Raw genomic sequence first — 15,126 nt, 5'->3', positions numbered from 1 at the left:
CGGGCGAGGACGCGAGTCGATCAGGGATCGGCGGAGCGCGGCGCTTCGGGCCGTCGACGCAGCGTGAACAGATGCGTCGTCCCGGTGATGTCGAGCAGGCGGCGGGCCCATTCGCCCAAATCCAGGGTCAGCGTGGTGCCCCGCGCGCCGGCCCGGGTGCGCGCGTGCAGCAACGCATGCACGATCGTGCTGTCGCAGAAGGTCACGTCCGCCAGGTCGACGTGCACGTGCTCCGCGCCGCTGTCGAGCAGCCGGCCGAGCGCCCGACACAATCGCGGACCGGTGGCCACGTCGATCTCGCCGGCGACCCGGAGCAGGACCGGTTCCCCGTCGGCAGTGACGTGCAGGCGCAGCAGTTCCGAGGCGGGCACGGGTTGTTGGTACCGCTCGGGTCGGCTCGGCCGCGGCGGTGGCGCGGAGGATCCACCCCCGCCGCGGGGCTCGGGGCGACGCGGTCGTCGAGACATGGTCGACTCCCTTGCGTACCGTATGCGTGTTTCGTCGACATCTGTCGGGTTGGTCTGCTCCCAGCATCGGACGCCCCGAAACCCGCGTCAATGAATTCCGGAACCTTCTTCCGAAGGTGCGCAGCGATGATCAGCGCGGGACCCCCGACACCACACCCGCCAGGAAGGTGCGCACCGCCCGATGCACCGTCTCGCGAGTGGGCGGTGTGCCCTTGCGGTCGGCGAAGAGCAGGTGCCCGGTGCCGACCAGCATGGGCGCGAGCATGTCGGGATCGGCGTCCGGGACGAGCCGGCCCAGGGCACGCTCGGCGGCGAGATAGCCGGCGATCATCGCCGTGGCCTCGGTCAGGATCGGCACACCGGTGGGTGTGGTGCGGCGCAGCCGGGCGCGCAGTTCGTCGCGGGAGACGACCAGGCCGACGATGGCCACGGCGACCGATCCGAACAGGTCGATCAACGCCTCGGCGAGGTGATCGGCGACGTCGCCCGACCCGGCCAGGCCGTGCAGCGCAGCCGCGCGGCCGTCGATCCGGGCCACCCGGTCGCGGACGAGTTCGGCGAGGAAGTCGTCGAAGTCGGCGAAGTGCCGATGCAGGACACCCTTGGCGCAGCCCGCCTCGGTGGTCACCGCCCGGCTGGTCAGCGCGCTCGGCCCGTCCCGGAGCAGGACCCGCTCGGCCGCGTCGAACAGTTGCTCCCGCACGTCGCGCAGGGCCACTCCCGTCGGCATCGTCATTCGCCCCTTCCGGCTCGATCGCCCCACGCCCCGCATCCGGCGCTCGACGGGGAGGCAATTGACGAGTGGGCAGACGCCCATTCATAGTGGGCACATGCCCACTATACCGTCGGGGCAGGAGCACACCCCCCGACCCGACCCCCCGATCCCACCCCACCGACACCGCGAGACGGCGGAGTCGTTCGGCGTGGACGCCGAGCGCTACGACCGGACCCGCCCCCGCTACCCGCGGGCCCTGGTGGACCGCATCGTCGCCGCCGCCCCGGGCCCGGAGGTCCTGGACGTCGGCTGCGGCACCGGCATCGTCGGCCGACGCTTCCGGGCGGCCGGATGTACGGTGCTCGGCGTCGACCCGGACCCGCGCATGGCCGACTGGGCGCGCGGACGCGGACTCGACGTCGAGGTCGCCACGTTCGAGGACTGGGACCCGGCCGGACGCACCTTCGACGCGCTCGTCTGCGGCCAGGCCTGGCACTGGGTGGACCCGGTCGCGGGCGCGGCCAAGGCGGCGCGGGTGCTGCGCCCGGGCGGCCGGCTCGCCCTGTTCTGGAACGCCGCCTCGCCCGAGCCCGAACTCGCCGCCGCCTTCGCCGAGATCCACCGCCGACTGCTGCCCGACTCCCCCGCCGCACTGCCGACCCCGGCGGACATCGACCGGGCGTACGCGACCATGTGCACCCAGGCGGCCGACGGCCTCCGGGCGGCGGGCGCATTCGCCGAACCGGAGCAGTGGCGGCTCGACTGGCGACACACCTACAGCCGGGACGAGTGGCTGGACCAGGTCCCCACCATCGGCGTCTACACCCGACTCGCTCCCGAAGTCTCAACCGAACTCCTGGCCGCCCTCGGCGCCGCGATCGACGCGGCGGGCGGCAACGTCCCCGTCGACTACGGCACGCTGACCCTCACCACGACCCGCAACCCCGCCTGACCGCCTGACCGCCTGACCGCCTGACCGCCACAAGCCTGCCTCGCCCCATCGGCGGGCGCAGTCGAGGGTGGTCGAGGGGTTGTGACCTTGGGGGGTGGGCGTGTCTGATGGTCGCACTCATCGCGAGGGTGGAGGCGTTCGGTGCCTCCCGCGCCGACCCGTGATGCCCGCTCCGCCGCTGCCGTCTTGTCACCGTGCCCCGGCTCGGGAGGTCGATCGTGGATCACGAGGGACTTCGGCGCGCCCTCCTGCACCGCATGCTGATCGGATATCGCACCCGGCTGGTCCCGGCCGTACCCGGGCTCGGCTTCGCGGGCGCGGCGAACCGGGTTCCGCGCCAGGAGGACGTCGCCGACCGGGCCCGGGTAAGTCTGCGCTGGTACGGGCATCTCGAACGGGGCGACCGGGTCGCCTTCGACCCGCATCGGCTCGCCCGGGTCGCGGACACGTTGCGCGTCCCGCACCGCGAGCGCGGACTGCTGCACCTGCTGGCCACGGGGCCGGACTCGACGGTGTTCCCCCGGCCCGTGCCCAGACCGGACCCGGACGTGTCGCACGACGACCGGGAGACCCTGTGCCGGTTGTCCCCCAATCCGGCGATCCTCACCGACCACGCCTGGAACGTGCTCGCCGCCAACGACATGGTGTTCGCCTGCTTCCCCGCGCTGCACCACCGCCGGGCGCCGGCGGGCCCGCCGAACGTGCTGGACTGGATCTTCGGCGACGAGGCGGCGGCGACCTTCGCCGACATCGACGCGGTCCGCCGCGACGCGGTCACCACCGCGCAACTCACCTACGTACGCTACGGCGACGACCCGACGGTCGCCGCGCTGGTGCGGACCCTGCTGGCCCATCCGGCCGCCGCGACCCGCTGGCACCGGTGTGTACTGCCGTGCAGTCCGCGACTGCGCCACCACGTACGGCTCCGGGTGTTCGGCACCTGTGAGGTGGTGTTCCTGCACCACGAGGACACCGACGGCCGACACCTGTTGGCCATGCTCCCGGCGGTCGAGTCGCGGCCGTCCTGAGCCGCGATCCGCGGCCCGGGCCGGACGCCGGGCGTGGTCAGGGACATGCCGGTTGCGCCGAGCCGAAGGTACGGCGGTAGGTGTGGGGGCTGACGCCGGTGGTCTTCTTGAAGCGGTCGCGGAAGGCGGTGGGCGAGCCGAACCCGACCTGGGCGCCGATGCGTTCGACCGGGTCGCCGGTGGTCTCCAGGAGGTGCTGGGCCTGGCGGATGCGCGCGCGGTGCAGCCATTGCAGCGGCGTGGTGCCGGTGTGCTCGCGGAAACGACGGATCAGGGTCCGGGTGCTGGTTCCCGCCCGGGCGGCGATGTCGGTGAGGGTGAGTTCGGCGCCCAGGTTGTCCCGCAACCACGCGAGCAGCGGTTCCAGGGCCGAACCCTGCGGTGTCGGGACATGGTCGTGCACGATGAACTGCGCCTGCCCGCCCTCGCGTTCCAGCGGCATGACGGACAGCCGGGCGGCGTCGGCGGCGACCGCCGAACCGTAGTCGCGGCGGATCATGTGCAGACACAGGTCCATCCCGGCGGCGGCGCCGGCGGAGGTGAGGATGCGGTCGTTGTCCACGTACAACACGTCCGGATCGACCTCGACGGACGGGTGGTGTTCGGCCAGGAGATCGGCCGCGATCCAGTGCGTGGTGGCACGCAGGCCGTCCAGCAGCCCCGTGGCGGCCAGGGGGAAGGTGCCCACGCAGATCGACGCGATCCGGGTCCCGTTCCGCGCCGCCGTGCGCAGCGCTTCGCGCACGGCGGGGCTGAGCGGGGTCAGCGGGTCGGCGGTCCCGGGCACGATGATCGTGTCCGCGCCCACCAGCCCGTCCAGCCCCCACGGCGCCCGCAGGGTGAACAGGCCGGCGTCGACCTCCGGCTGCTCGGCGCACACCCGCACGTCGTAGCCGGGCCGACCGTCCGGAAGCCGGGAGAGGGTGAACACCCCGATCGGGGTGGCCAGATCGAACGGGATCACCCCGTCCAGGGCGAGGATGGCGACGATGTGCATGGCAGGAATGTACTCGGCCACCGGAAAACCGCCACAGCCGCACCCGGGGTCGGGCATCGTCCGCGCGCCGCCCGACCCGGCCCGGTCCGGCCCGGACAGCCGCTCACCTCACCTCTCCGGCGGGAAGTCCGCGCCCAGGCTCAGCTGCCGCCACGCCGCGAACCCGTCACGCAGCGCATCCAGTCGGGCCTCGGCGATGTGCACCGCCGCCTCCCCGAGCAGCAGCCGCAGCGGGGGTTCGGGGGCGTCGACCACGGCGGCGATCGCGGCGGCGGCACGGTCCGGGTCGCCCGGCTGCCGCCCGTACGTCGCGCGCGTGGCGGCCCGGCGAGCGCCGGCGGTGTCCGCGTAGTCGGCGATCCGGACGGCGGACTCCCGCATCGAAGGGCCGGACCAGTTCGTCCGGAACGCGGCCGGCTCCACGATGGTCACCCGGATCCCCAGCGGCGCGACCTCGGCTGCCAACGACTCGGTTGGTGCAAATGATGCAGTCCTGGGATCGGCAGCCGGCCGTCGTACTGGGTCGCTACATGGACATCCTGGCCGCGAACACGCTGGGCGCGGCGCTGTTCGATGGGCCCGAACGCAACCTGCTCAGGCTGCTCTTCCTCGATCCGGCCGGGCGCACGTTCTACCCGGACTGGGAGCAGGCGGCGCGCAACACCGTCGCGTCGCTGCGCTCGTGCGCGGGCGATGATCCCGGGGACCCGGCGCTGGTCTCGCTGGTGGGCGAACTGTCGCTGCGCAGCCAGGACTTCGCCCGGCTGTGGGCCCGACACGAGGTGCGCCGCAAGAGCACCGAGGCCAAACGTTTCCGGCCTCGCGCGGTGGGCGAACTGGAGTTGTCCTACGAGTCGTTGACGGTGAACAGCGCGCCGGGGCAGCAGTTGGTGGTGTATCAGGCGGAGCCGGGCAGCGCCACCGAGCAGGCACTGTGCCTGCTCGGCAGCTTGGCGGCGGGCCGGGCGGAACCCGAAGACGAGCCCCGATAGGGCGGGTCCGCGAGCCCTATGCCCCGGCGTGGCGGGTGTGGCGAGTGTGGCGGGTGTCCCCGGTCGTCCCGGCCTTCCTCACAGTGGCTTCACCTTGTTCGACGCGACCGCGACCGTCACCGACCGGGTGCCGCCGAGGAGGCCCGCCAGGGTGAAGGCGACCTCCAGTCGGCCGTCGAACCGGCTGCCCACAACGACGCCCCGGGTTCCGGCGGGGACGGATTGGGTGAGGCCGCCGCCCAGGTCCCCGACCGCTTCGACCCTGGTACCGATGTCCATGGGATGTTCCTCCGTCCGGGCGGGCCGACTACGCGCGCGGCGCGGATTCGGCGCCCCGGTCCTGTTGCAGCCGCCACAGTTCGGCGAACAACCCGTCGTGTTCCGCGAGGAGTTCGTCGAACGTGCCCTGCTGGGTCACCCGCCCCGAGTCCATCACCACGATGTGGTCCGCGACCGCGACGTTGGCCAGTCGGTGGGTGACCAGGACGACGGCGCTGTCCCGGGCGATCTCGCGAAGGCCCGCGAAGATGCGGTGTTCGGCTCGGGGGTCGAGGGCGGAGGTGGGTTCGTCCAGGCAGATCAGCCCCGGCTCGCCGTACAGCGCGCGGGCGATGCCGAATCGTTGCCACTGACCCACGGACGGGTCGACGCCACCCCACCATTCGCGGGCCAGGAGGGTGCCGAGACCGCGTGGGAGGCCGGCGATCACGTCGTCCGCGCCCGAGGCGCCGGCCGCGCGCTCGATCGCTTCGTCGTCGTCCTCGCGGGGTTGGCCGAGGTTGATGTTCAGTCGGGCGGACAGCGGCCAGCGGGCAATCTCCTGCGGGACGTAGCCGACGTGGGACCAGGCCGCGTGCGGATCGAGGTCGCCCACGTCGTCGCCGTTCCAGGTGACCCGGCCCTCGTGGGCCAGGTACAGGCCGCACAGCAGACGGGACAGGGTCGACTTGCCGGAACCGTTCTCCCCCACCAGGGCCAGGATGGTGCCCCTGCGCAGCTCCAGGTCGATGTCGGCGACGGCGGGTGCGGCCTTGCCGGGGTAGCGGTAGGTGACGTTCTCGGCGCGGACCACGACGGGCGGCTTGGGGACGAGGTCGCCGCGCGTCATCGCGTGGCCGCCGGCCTCGTCGAGGAAGCGGGCCCAGTCGTCGAGGTACAGGCCGACGCTGTAGAGCCGACTGCCGGAGACCACCAGACCGCCCAGGGCCGTACCGACCGTACGCAGCGCGATCACCGCGGTGCCGGCGGCGGCCACCGACATACGGTCCGTGGACAGCAGGTACGCCAGCGCGGCCCACACCAGGCTTGCCGCCAGCCCGCCGACGGCGGCGCCGACCAGGCCGATCTTGGCGGTGGTCCAGGCGCCGGACTGGGTGACCCGCTGTACCCGATCGGCCGCGACGGCGTAGCGACCGAGCAGGAACGGCGCCATGGTGCCGGCCCGGAGCTGGTCGGCCCAGCGCTGGTCGGAGATGTGCCAGCGCAGCATGTTGAGCAGCCGCCGCTCGTCCTGGGTGTGCAGCGTGGTCAGGTATTCGACGCGCGCGCCGCGTACCGCCGCCACTCCGCGCGGCAGCGCGCCCAGGAGCAGCAGGGGCAACAGCACCGGGTGCAGGAGGGTGAGTACGGACGCGGCGGCGATCAGCGAGGCGCAGGCGGCGAGGACGTCCTGGGACTGCGGCATCAGGCCGCGCATCGATTGCAGGCCCCGGTCCGCGGCGTCCCATCGGTCCTGGTAACCGGGGTGGTTGTAGGCGGCCAACTCGGCCCGGGAGGCGGCCTGGAGCAGCAGCCATTCGGACTCGCGGGTCAGCCGCGGGGTCACCCGCGCGGACAGCGCCACCACGGCGATGCCGAGCACGGCGCGCAGCCCGACCGCCGCGCTCAGCAGGAGGATCGAGGGCAGCGCGTCGCGCAAGCGGTCGGTGACGTCACCCGACGCGATCAGCGCGGTGATCGTGCCGGTCGTGGCGAGCAGTCCGCCGGCTTCGAGGACGCCGGCCAGGACCTGACATACCATCAGCGCGACCAGGGCTCGCGGGTCGGCCTTCCAGGCGAGGCGCATGGCGCGCACGAGCAGGTGCGGCAGGCGGGCGGCCATGGCGCGGGTGGTGATCTTCGTCAGCGCGACGGCGGTATCCCGGCCCGGGGGCGCGAACGCCAGTTCCTGGTCCGGGCGTTCGTCGGCGGGCGGGGCTTCGGCGGGGTCTTCGGTCGAGGCTCGGGTCGGCGCTTCGGCGGGGAGCTCGGGCGGGACTCGGGTAGAGGCTCCGGCGGGGCGCTCGGTCGGGACGCGGGTCGGGACTTCGGTGGGGACCTCGGGCGGGGTCTCCGCGGGGGCCTCGGGCGTGGTGGCGCTCTGGTGCGGGATGGCGTTCGGCCCGGGTTTCGAGCGGGCGTCGCTCAGGGGGGTGGGATCTTCTCCGGCGGGTTTGGGGGTCACGACGGCGCCTTCCGATCGTGCGGGTGGGATCGCTCGGCGGAGCGTCCGCCAATGCTGGTGCGGTGGGGTGACACCCCGGCAGAGCGCACCGGTGTGAGAGCGAGGCGTGGAACCGAATCGGGCGCCTCGAACGGGCGCTCGACCAAACGATTCGCTGCCCGGCTCCGCCGACCGATCGGCGCCGGACACTCCACGACACGCGCCCTCGTCCGATCGACCACACCGCGCGCCGGGCGCGCCCGGGAGGCGCGTCGGCCGGCCGGGGTGACGCGCGACGAACGACTCCCGCCCTCGCGTTGGCGCGTGTCTTCAAGCCCCCGTCGGGCTCCGCGGCGTGAGCGCAGCGAGGAGCCCGACGGGCGGATGCCGTGCATCGGCGTGCCGGAGAAGCAGGTGCACAGTGGTTCCATTCGCCTGTTTCTCCGGGGCGGCGAGGTGCGGTGCCGGGCGTCGTGGAGCTCGGCGGGAGATTGAAGACACGCGCTAGGGGCCGAACCGCCGCGCACGCCGCCGCCCGCTGCCCCGTCGGGGCGCGGCGCCGAGGGGCTGCCTATCCTGGCGGGGACGGAGCGGCCGGACCAAGGGTGAGGTGCGACGATGAGCGCTGCCGTACGAACCATTCGCTGGGGCATCCTGGCGACCGGCGGTATCGCCGCCGAGTTCACCGAGGCGCTGCGGAGCCTGCCGGACACCGAGGTGATCGCGGTCGGGTCGCGCAGCACTCCGAGCGCGAAGGCCTTCGCCGAGCGGCACGAGATCCCCCGGGCGTACGGCAGTTGGGCCGAGTTGGCCGCCGACGACGACATCGACATCGTCTATGTCGCCACCCCGCACTCGGCGCATCGCGAGGCGGCGGGGCTGTGTCTGGCGGCCGGGCGGGCGGTGTTGTGCGAGAAGGCGTTCACGCTGAACTCGCGCGAGGCCCGCGAGCTGGTCGAACTGGCGCGGGAGCGCGGGTTGTTCCTGATGGAGGCCATGTGGACGTACTGCCACCCGCTGATCCGCCGGATGCGTGAGCTGGTCCGGGAAGGCGTGATCGGCGAGGTACGCAGCGTGTCCGCCGCGTTCGGCTTCGCCGAGGACCTCCCGCCCGAGCACCGGCTGCGCGACCCGGCGCAGGGTGGCGGCGCGCTGCTCGACCTGGGCGTCTACCCGGTCTCCTTCGCCCAGTTGCTGCTCGGCGAGCCCGACACGGTCCGGGCCTGGGCGCACCGGACCCCCGAGGGGGTGGACGCGAACACCGGGATCGTCCTGGGCTGGAACAGCGGTGCCGTGGCCACCCTGGGCTGCTCCATGACGGCCGACACCGATGCGCCCGCGACCGTCGCCGGCACCCTGGGGCGGATCGAGTTCACCGACGGCTTCTACTACCCGGACCGGTTCGTCGTGCAGCGCCGGGGCGAGGAGCCGCGGACCGTGCTGCTCGCGGACGTCACCGACGATCCCGAACGCGGCACGATGCGGCACGAGGCGATCGAGGTCATGCGCTGCCTGCGCGCGGGCGAGACCGAATCCCCGCTGGTGCCACTGGCGGGCACGCTGGCCGTGATGCGCACGCTGGACACCGTGCGCGAGCACATCGGGGTGCGCTACCCGGGCGTCGATTAGCCGACGCGGGCGGGCCGCCGACGCGTCCGTCGGCGGGCCCGATCCAGGCAACCGACGTGCCGGCCAAGGCCGTTGCCGTGCCCGACGGCTCAACACGGCCCCTGGCGCTCTGCCGCGAGCAAGCGCAGCGCCGCGACATGCGCCCCGTCGGTCCGTACCCGACCGGCAACCGCCGCGGCGCGCTGCGCCGGCTCGGGCCGCAGGACGTCGTCGAGCGCCGCGATGAGCGAGTCGGTGGTCGCCGTCCCGGGCGCGTGCGCGTGTCCGATGCCGAGTTCGACCACCCGCCGGGCGAAGTAGTGCTGGTCGTAGTGCCGCGGGACGATCACCTGCGGCGCGCCCGCCCGTGCGGCCGCGGTGGTGGTACCGGCCCCGCCGTGGTGCACAACGGCCGCCACCCGGCGAAACAGCGCCCGATGGTTCACCTCGCCGATCGACAGGCAGTCGGATTCCCGGTCCGGGATCGCGAGTTCGGCCCAACCTCGGAGCACGATCGCACGGCGTCCGAGCGCCCGAGCCGCCTCGATCATGCTCTTGCCGAGGTCGTGCGGGGCACGGACGCTGCCGAAGCCGAAGTACACGGGCGGTTCGCCGGCGTCGAGGAATGCCTCCACCTCGGCGGCGAGCGGGCGTTCGTCGGGCAGGATCCAGGCGCCGGTCTGCACCACACCCGAATCCGCCGGCCCGGGCCAGGGCGCGAGCGTCGGATCGGCGGCCAACCACGGCTGTTCGGTGAACATGTGGCCGCGCACGTCGTCGACCGGCCCCAGTCCGAAGCCGGCGCGATGCGCGTCGAGAGCGGGCCCCCAGAGGTCGTTCAGGCGCCGGGCGTCCTCGGCCCACAGCGCGGCGTGGTCGGCGCCGCCCTCGCTCGGCGGCCGTCCCGGCATCGGGGGCGGCGCATGCCGGGTGGACGGCAGGGCGATGGGGCAATAGCTCGCGTAGACGTAGCGGATTCCCATCGACTCGGCCACCGAACGCGCCGCGATCTGCAGGGCCGTGGCCGCCACGATGACGTCGCAGTCCGCGGCCGCCGCCGGGATGGTGTCGAACTGGGTCGCCACCGTGCCCTCGATCAGCCGCCGCCGCTGCTCGGGCGTGGGCGGACCCGCGGCCGGGTCGGCCTTTGCGGTCCCGGCCAGTTCCGGACCGATCGGCACGAACTCGATCCCGAGTCCTTCGAGCCAGGCCCGGAAGTCCGGCGGCGCGCACACCCGTACGTCCTCCCCGAGGTCGCGCAACTCCAGCGCCAACGCGACGATCGGTTGCACATCGCCCCGCGACCCGATCGTCGACAACAACACACGCATCGAAACTCCCTCTCCCGCATCGACCTCGGACCCGGCCGTCGCGACACCGTCGTGGTCACGATCAGCCGGTAGTCGATCACCGTGAGTCGGCATTGTGGGCCCGCACGGGGGCCTTGCCGCAAGTCCCCCCGCCCGCCCCGACCCGAACATGCGCGACGAACCCCCTCCACCGGCCGCTTTGTCCGGGCGGCGGGCTAGAAAGGGGCCATGGCACACAACTTTCAGGCGATCGACGACGAGGGTGTGGCCGCGGCCGTCACCGGGTTGCTCCACACGGGCGGGAGTTGGCGGGGCGCCTCGCTCGCCGGCCTCGAACGCGTCGGCGGATACCTGGCCGGCACGTGGGACCCGCCCGCCGGGCATCCCGCCCCCGAGCCCGTCGGGCACGGCGAATGGGCGGCGCTGATCGGCCGGATCGGCGCGATCGCGTTGCGCGCCGCGGCGCCGTCGGCCCCGGAGGAGGCCCGCGAGCGCCTGCTCGCCCTGTTGGAGGTCTGGTCCGACACCGCATTCGTCGATGCCGACGCCCGATGGCGCACCGGAAAGGTGTCCGAACCGAGCGTGTTCGCACCCGGGATACGCGACGAACACGGCGCCACGATCAAGCTGTTCCACGTCTGGAAGGGCATCCGCGTCCTGGAGTTTCGGCGCGGGGCCGCCGAGGCACCCGAGTTGGGCCCGATGACCGATGTCGTCGACGTGCCGCGCGGCGCCTGGGGCAGTGCCGGGCAGATCCGCGAACTGGTCGCCCTGGTGCGGACCCGCGGCCCGATGCCGTGGGACCCCGAGGCGGTTGCCCTGCTCGTCGACGCCACCGGGATCTCCCGCGCCGCGGCCACCCTCCTGCTGGCCGCCAACCCCGGGACGCCGTCCTCCCCCGACCCGTTCCCGGCGCGCGAGGAGCGCCACGCCCTGGGCCTGACCACCACCGAGGCCAAGCCCGCCGAGGCCGAATTGGCACCGCTGACCGACACCGACCGGCTCGACCTGTTCGCCCACGCGCTGCCGGCCGACCCCGCCGAGTTGTGGTCGCCGACCGGCCCGCGCGAGGTCGCCGGCCGGATCGCCGCCGCGTGGCGGGCCCGGCGCGGTCACCACGCCCCGATCCCGGAGACCTCACGGGCGCTGATCGCCGCGCAGAAGCCGCGGACACCGGCCGCCGAGATCTGCGCGACCCTCGCCCACCCCGCCGACGAGCCGCTGGTCGCCAAGGATCTGGACACCCGGCCGCACGCCTCGGAGACCTCCATCAGGCTGGTCGACGCCTCGGGCACGACGGACGAACCCCGGCGCCTGGCCCACCTGCTGCAGGACGTGGCGATGCTCGTGCCGACCGTGTACGCCGAACTGCCCGCCGGGGACCCGATCCGGGAAAGTCTGCCCACCCTGATCGAGGAACTTCGCGCGCGACTGGCCCATCCCGGACTGCTGCTCCACGGCGGCGACGGCCCGCGAGAAATCACGGACGACGACCTGCGCGCGCTCTTCGGCCCGGATCCCTACCGGAGCCCGGAGCCGTTGACCGCGCCGGCGTTCGACGACGGGCTGACCGTGGCGATCGGGGCACCGCCGCCGTCGCACTACGGCCGGTACCGGCACTCCCCCCAACTGTGCTTCCGTCCCGCCCTGTTGGATGTCGACGCCGAGCGCACGAGGCAACTCACCGACAGGCGCAACGGCTTCCATGGAAGGGGCGCCGTCGACCACGTCCGGCGCATCCGCAGCGACTACTTCACCGGCGTGGTCGAGCGAGTGCGTTCCGGCGCGCTGCCCCCGGGCGCGTACGAGGCGAACCCCGCCGCGAGCGTCCCGGAACTGGTCGACCGGGTCGCCGCGTCACTGGCACTGTCGCCCGACGCGGCGGCCCTGTACCTGCAACTGCTGGTCCTGGAGGCCCCGACCGACCGCAGGGTGCGCACCTGGAACGGCTGGACCCCGACCCGCCATCGCAAGGCCGCGACGGCCCTGATCGACGCGGGCCTGGCGGTCCCCGACAAACGCTCCCGGGCCTACCGGGGCCTCTTCCTGCCGGGCCCGTGGGCGGAGGCGCACACGCCGGAATACCACTCGATGGAGACCTGGAAGGCGACCTTCCTCGGTATCCGTCTCGTACCCGACAGCCTCACCATCTACTTCCGCGCCGACTTCGACCGGACCCTGCCGGAACTGTTCGCCGACGCCTGGAAGCGCGTCGAACAGGGCAACGGCCCCCGCTGACCCACCGATGGGCGGGATCGGGATCCCGCCCACCTTGCCGAGGGTTACTTCGCGGCGATCGCCGCGGCCGTCGTGGGATACCAACCACCCATGACGGCATCGGCGTTCACGAACAGCTGGCCGCTCGGCTTGTCGAGCGCGTGCACCGGCAGCCGTTTGCCGGTCTGCCCGGCCTTGTTCGCCTCCACCGCCACCTGGATGTCGGCGATCTCCGAGCCGCCGCCCGGGGCCGGCGGTGCCGGGTGGAAGGCGGCGTAGGCGGTGCCGCCGGGCTTGAGCGTCTGGAACGGGTATTGGTAGTCGTTGCCGTGCTCGACGTCCCGGCCGGCCGTACCGCCCGCGTACACCTGCGGCCAACCCGGCAGCACACAGGCCGCCGCGCCGGTGTTGGTGCCCACGACCAACAGCACGTCCTTGTGCCCGGCCGGGTAGTCGACCTTGAGCGAGATCTGGTCCTGTGCGCACTCCCCGCCGGGGGTACCGGTCGACTTGGCGGTCGAGGTCGGCGTGCCGGCGGGCCTGGTCGCGGCGCCGGAGGCGGTCGGGGAGGGTGTGGTGCCGGTCGCGGCGGCGGTGGCCGGGGCGGTGATGGCCCGGCCTCCCGGGTCCGCCGTGGTGGCCTTCTTTTCCTTGTCCTCGTCGTTGCAGGCGGACAGGCCCAGCACCGCACAGCCGGCGATCACGACCGCGCCGAGGCGCACGAAAGCAGACATGGTGATTCCCCCGTGTAGTGCCCGGTTGTTGGTTCCCCGGGCAGAGCGCAGATCAATATAGGGGTACGAATCGCCTGCCGTACGCGTGGTGCGGTCGGTGATCATTCGGTGACGGAGGGGTCGTGGGCACCCGCGCGGGGGTCGGCCCCGGCCCGACCCCCACGGTCCGCGAGGCCGTCGCCCGCCACCGCGCCCGACCCCCGCCCGACCCACACCCGTCGACGTGATCCACGCGGGTCCCATCGGTACCGCCGGTCACGCTGGACGGGCGAACGGGCCGGACGGGTCAGCGGATTCTGGCTCCGTAGACGTGGTCGACCGTCATCGTCATCAGCACCCGACGATCGGACACCATCACCGACCGGTACTCCGCCCAGTCCGGGTGCTCCCCGGCCGCCGCGCGGTAGTAGTCCACCAGCGCGTCGACCTCGGGACCGTCCGGGTCGGTGCCCGGTCCGATCAGCGTCGCGACGCCCTCGGCGGTGGCCCAGGAGCCGCCGTCCGAGCTGGTGACCTCGAGTGTCGCGCGCGGGTCGCGGCGCAGGTTCGCGGTCTTGGCCCGGCCCTCGGTCATCGAGACGTGCAGCACGCCGGCCGCTCGATCGTAGAAGGGCATCACGGGGGACAGTTGGGGGCGGCCGTCCGCCTTGATGGTCGCGAGCACGCCGAGGCGGCTCTGCGCGAGCAGCGAATGCGGGTCGAACGATGAGGTGCTCATGTCAGGGCCCAATTCCCGATCGGGCGCCGCGTATTCCCCCCGCGCCCGGCCCGATCGCCGATCACGGGCGGGTCCCGGCCGGCGCACGGAGCTGTTCGATCACGGCCGCGTAACCACTGCCGCCGTGCCCGTCGGCCACCGCCCGCTCGGCCACGGCCCGGACCAGCCTCGGGAACGCGGCGTCGACGCCCAACGATTCGCTCTCGTGCACCAGGTGTTCCATCGACGCGAGGTGCGTGTCGATACTGGCGTCGAGCACCGGATAGCTGCCCTCGTCGATCTGCGCGGCGTAGCCGGCCAGCCAGTCGGCCACCGTCGCCAACCCCTGCCGGGCCACCGGCGCGAACGTGCCCGCGCTCACCCCCGCGGTGTCGAGCAGCGCGGCCCCCTGCAGGAAACCGTTCAGGATGCCCCACATCAGACCGAGCATGGACGCGTCGTAGAGCGCGGAAAGACCCTGGTCCGCGCCGAGGTACGCGGTCCCGCCGCCCAGGCTCCGCAGCGCCGCCTCGTGCCGCTCGAAGGCGGCCGGCGGGCCGCTGTACAGGATCACCCCCTCGGGCGTACCGATCGCGGTCGGCGCGCCCAGGATCGCGCCGTCGAGGTAGTCCGCGCCGTGCCCCGCCGCCCACGCGGCGGTCTCCCGGGCCTCCCGCGAGGTGCCCGTGGTCAGGTTGACCAGGGTCCGACCGGCCAACGTCCCGGCCGGCGGGTCGAGCAGTTCGCGCACGGCGGCATAGTCCGTGACGCAGACGACCACGAGCGCGCCGGCCGCGACGGCGTCCGCGACCGACGGGGCGAGCCACGCGCCCCGCGCGACGAGGTCGTCGGCCTTGGCCGGCGAACGGTTCCACACCGTGGTGGGGTATCCCTCGCGCAGGAGGGTGTCGGCCAGTGCCCGACCCATGTGCCCCAGACCGATGACCGTCACGGGTGTGCGGTCGACGTCGTGCCTTCCCATCGTGG

The 15,126-nt window shown here is 73.3% G+C and carries 15 protein-coding genes; 5 read left to right on the top strand and 10 right to left on the bottom strand.

Going from position 1 to position 15,126, the window contains the following annotated elements; genetic code table 11:
• Window positions 1-20: 20 nt before the first annotated feature.
• Complete coding sequence (locus ACWGR4_RS41245) at window positions 21-371, bottom strand: STAS domain-containing protein (RefSeq protein WP_452129114.1); 351 nt, start codon at window positions 369-371, stop codon at window positions 21-23.
• Window positions 372-597: 226 nt separating this feature from the next.
• On the bottom strand, window positions 598-1,197 hold the full coding sequence (locus ACWGR4_RS41240; protein WP_452129150.1) for a TetR/AcrR family transcriptional regulator: 600 nt from the start codon (window positions 1,195-1,197) through the stop codon (window positions 598-600).
• Between the two features lie 100 nt (window positions 1,198-1,297).
• On the opposite strand from ACWGR4_RS41240, the gene ACWGR4_RS41235 reads away from it, so the two are divergent.
• Complete coding sequence (locus ACWGR4_RS41235; RefSeq protein ID WP_452129115.1) at window positions 1,298-2,134, top strand: class I SAM-dependent methyltransferase; 837 nt, start codon at window positions 1,298-1,300, stop codon at window positions 2,132-2,134.
• A gap of 218 nt (window positions 2,135-2,352) precedes the next feature.
• Complete coding sequence (locus ACWGR4_RS41230) at window positions 2,353-3,162, top strand: MmyB family transcriptional regulator (RefSeq protein ID WP_452129116.1); 810 nt, start codon at window positions 2,353-2,355, stop codon at window positions 3,160-3,162.
• Window positions 3,163-3,199: 37 nt separating this feature from the next.
• Here ACWGR4_RS41230 and ACWGR4_RS41225 read toward each other — a convergent pair whose 3' ends face one another.
• Both ACWGR4_RS41225 and ACWGR4_RS41220 read right to left on the bottom strand, forming a co-directional pair.
• Window positions 3,200-4,159, bottom strand: a complete 960-nt coding sequence (locus ACWGR4_RS41225) for a GlxA family transcriptional regulator (RefSeq protein WP_452129117.1) — start codon at window positions 4,157-4,159, stop codon at window positions 3,200-3,202.
• A gap of 108 nt (window positions 4,160-4,267) precedes the next feature.
• Complete coding sequence (locus tag ACWGR4_RS41220) at window positions 4,268-4,624, bottom strand: hypothetical protein (RefSeq protein ID WP_452129118.1); 357 nt, start codon at window positions 4,622-4,624, stop codon at window positions 4,268-4,270.
• A 17-nt stretch (window positions 4,625-4,641) separates the two neighbouring features.
• Between ACWGR4_RS41220 and ACWGR4_RS41215 the strand changes: the two genes are divergently transcribed.
• Complete coding sequence (locus ACWGR4_RS41215) at window positions 4,642-5,151, top strand: MmyB family transcriptional regulator (protein ID WP_452129119.1); 510 nt, start codon at window positions 4,642-4,644, stop codon at window positions 5,149-5,151.
• A gap of 78 nt (window positions 5,152-5,229) precedes the next feature.
• Here the strand turns inward: ACWGR4_RS41215 and ACWGR4_RS41210 are convergent, their stop codons facing one another.
• Window positions 5,230-5,430, bottom strand: coding sequence for a hypothetical protein (locus ACWGR4_RS41210; protein WP_380009387.1), 201 nt, complete (start codon window positions 5,428-5,430; stop codon window positions 5,230-5,232).
• Window positions 5,431-5,458: 28 nt separating this feature from the next.
• On the bottom strand, window positions 5,459-7,594 hold the full coding sequence (locus ACWGR4_RS41205) for an ATP-binding cassette domain-containing protein (RefSeq protein ID WP_452129120.1): 2,136 nt from the start codon (window positions 7,592-7,594) through the stop codon (window positions 5,459-5,461).
• Window positions 7,595-8,191: 597 nt separating this feature from the next.
• Between ACWGR4_RS41205 and ACWGR4_RS41200 the strand changes: the two genes are divergently transcribed.
• Complete coding sequence (locus ACWGR4_RS41200; RefSeq protein WP_452129121.1) at window positions 8,192-9,202, top strand: Gfo/Idh/MocA family protein; 1,011 nt, start codon at window positions 8,192-8,194, stop codon at window positions 9,200-9,202.
• 89 nt (window positions 9,203-9,291) lie between these two features.
• Here ACWGR4_RS41200 and ACWGR4_RS41195 read toward each other — a convergent pair whose 3' ends face one another.
• Window positions 9,292-10,512: a glycosyltransferase gene (locus ACWGR4_RS41195; protein WP_452129122.1), complete on the bottom strand. Its 1,221-nt coding sequence runs from the start codon at window positions 10,510-10,512 to the stop codon at window positions 9,292-9,294.
• 207 nt (window positions 10,513-10,719) lie between these two features.
• On the opposite strand from ACWGR4_RS41195, the gene ACWGR4_RS41190 reads away from it, so the two are divergent.
• Entirely contained in the window at window positions 10,720-12,729 is a 2,010-nt protein-coding gene (locus ACWGR4_RS41190) for a hypothetical protein (protein WP_452129123.1), read from the top strand.
• A gap of 44 nt (window positions 12,730-12,773) precedes the next feature.
• On the opposite strand, the gene ACWGR4_RS41185 is transcribed toward ACWGR4_RS41190, so the two are convergent.
• The 3 genes from ACWGR4_RS41185 to ACWGR4_RS41175 form a co-directional block, all read right to left on the bottom strand.
• Window positions 12,774-13,442 (bottom strand): DUF4232 domain-containing protein, encoded by a 669-nt coding sequence (locus tag ACWGR4_RS41185; protein ID WP_380009405.1) that lies wholly within the window; start codon window positions 13,440-13,442, stop codon window positions 12,774-12,776.
• Window positions 13,443-13,728: 286 nt separating this feature from the next.
• The gene (locus ACWGR4_RS41180; protein WP_439679186.1) at window positions 13,729-14,160 is read right to left on the bottom strand and encodes a TIGR03618 family F420-dependent PPOX class oxidoreductase; all 432 of its coding nucleotides are present in this window, start codon (window positions 14,158-14,160) and stop codon (window positions 13,729-13,731) included.
• 61 nt (window positions 14,161-14,221) lie between these two features.
• Complete coding sequence (locus tag ACWGR4_RS41175; RefSeq protein ID WP_452129124.1) at window positions 14,222-15,121, bottom strand: NAD(P)-dependent oxidoreductase; 900 nt, start codon at window positions 15,119-15,121, stop codon at window positions 14,222-14,224.
• Between the last annotated feature and the right edge of the window lie 5 nt (window positions 15,122-15,126).

It is taken from the genome of Embleya sp. NPDC055664, from assembly GCF_053618075.1.
The sequence above is the reverse complement of the archived record's forward strand: the minus strand, read 5'-3'. Positions and strand labels throughout refer to the sequence as shown.

Excerpts from the sequence above, each read along its gene's own strand:
- ACWGR4_RS41210 (WP_380009387.1), bottom strand. The coding sequence starts at position 5,430 with ATGGACATCGGTACCAGGGTCGAAGCGGTCGGGGACCTGGGCGGCGGC.
- ACWGR4_RS41195 (WP_452129122.1), bottom strand. The coding sequence starts at position 10,512 with ATGCGTGTGTTGTTGTCGACGATCGGGTCGCGGGGCGATGTGCAACCG.
- ACWGR4_RS41235 (WP_452129115.1), top strand. The coding sequence starts at position 1,298 with ATGCCCACTATACCGTCGGGGCAGGAGCACACCCCCCGACCCGACCCC.
- ACWGR4_RS41200 (WP_452129121.1), top strand. The coding sequence starts at position 8,192 with ATGAGCGCTGCCGTACGAACCATTCGCTGGGGCATCCTGGCGACCGGC.
- ACWGR4_RS41185 (WP_380009405.1), bottom strand. The coding sequence starts at position 13,442 with ATGTCTGCTTTCGTGCGCCTCGGCGCGGTCGTGATCGCCGGCTGTGCG.
- ACWGR4_RS41215 (WP_452129119.1), top strand. The coding sequence starts at position 4,642 with ATGATGCAGTCCTGGGATCGGCAGCCGGCCGTCGTACTGGGTCGCTAC.
- ACWGR4_RS41225 (WP_452129117.1), bottom strand. The coding sequence starts at position 4,159 with ATGCACATCGTCGCCATCCTCGCCCTGGACGGGGTGATCCCGTTCGAT.
- ACWGR4_RS41190 (WP_452129123.1), top strand. The coding sequence starts at position 10,720 with ATGGCACACAACTTTCAGGCGATCGACGACGAGGGTGTGGCCGCGGCC.
- ACWGR4_RS41175 (WP_452129124.1), bottom strand. The coding sequence starts at position 15,121 with ATGGGAAGGCACGACGTCGACCGCACACCCGTGACGGTCATCGGTCTG.
- ACWGR4_RS41180 (WP_439679186.1), bottom strand. The coding sequence starts at position 14,160 with ATGAGCACCTCATCGTTCGACCCGCATTCGCTGCTCGCGCAGAGCCGC.
- ACWGR4_RS41240 (WP_452129150.1), bottom strand. The coding sequence starts at position 1,197 with ATGCCGACGGGAGTGGCCCTGCGCGACGTGCGGGAGCAACTGTTCGAC.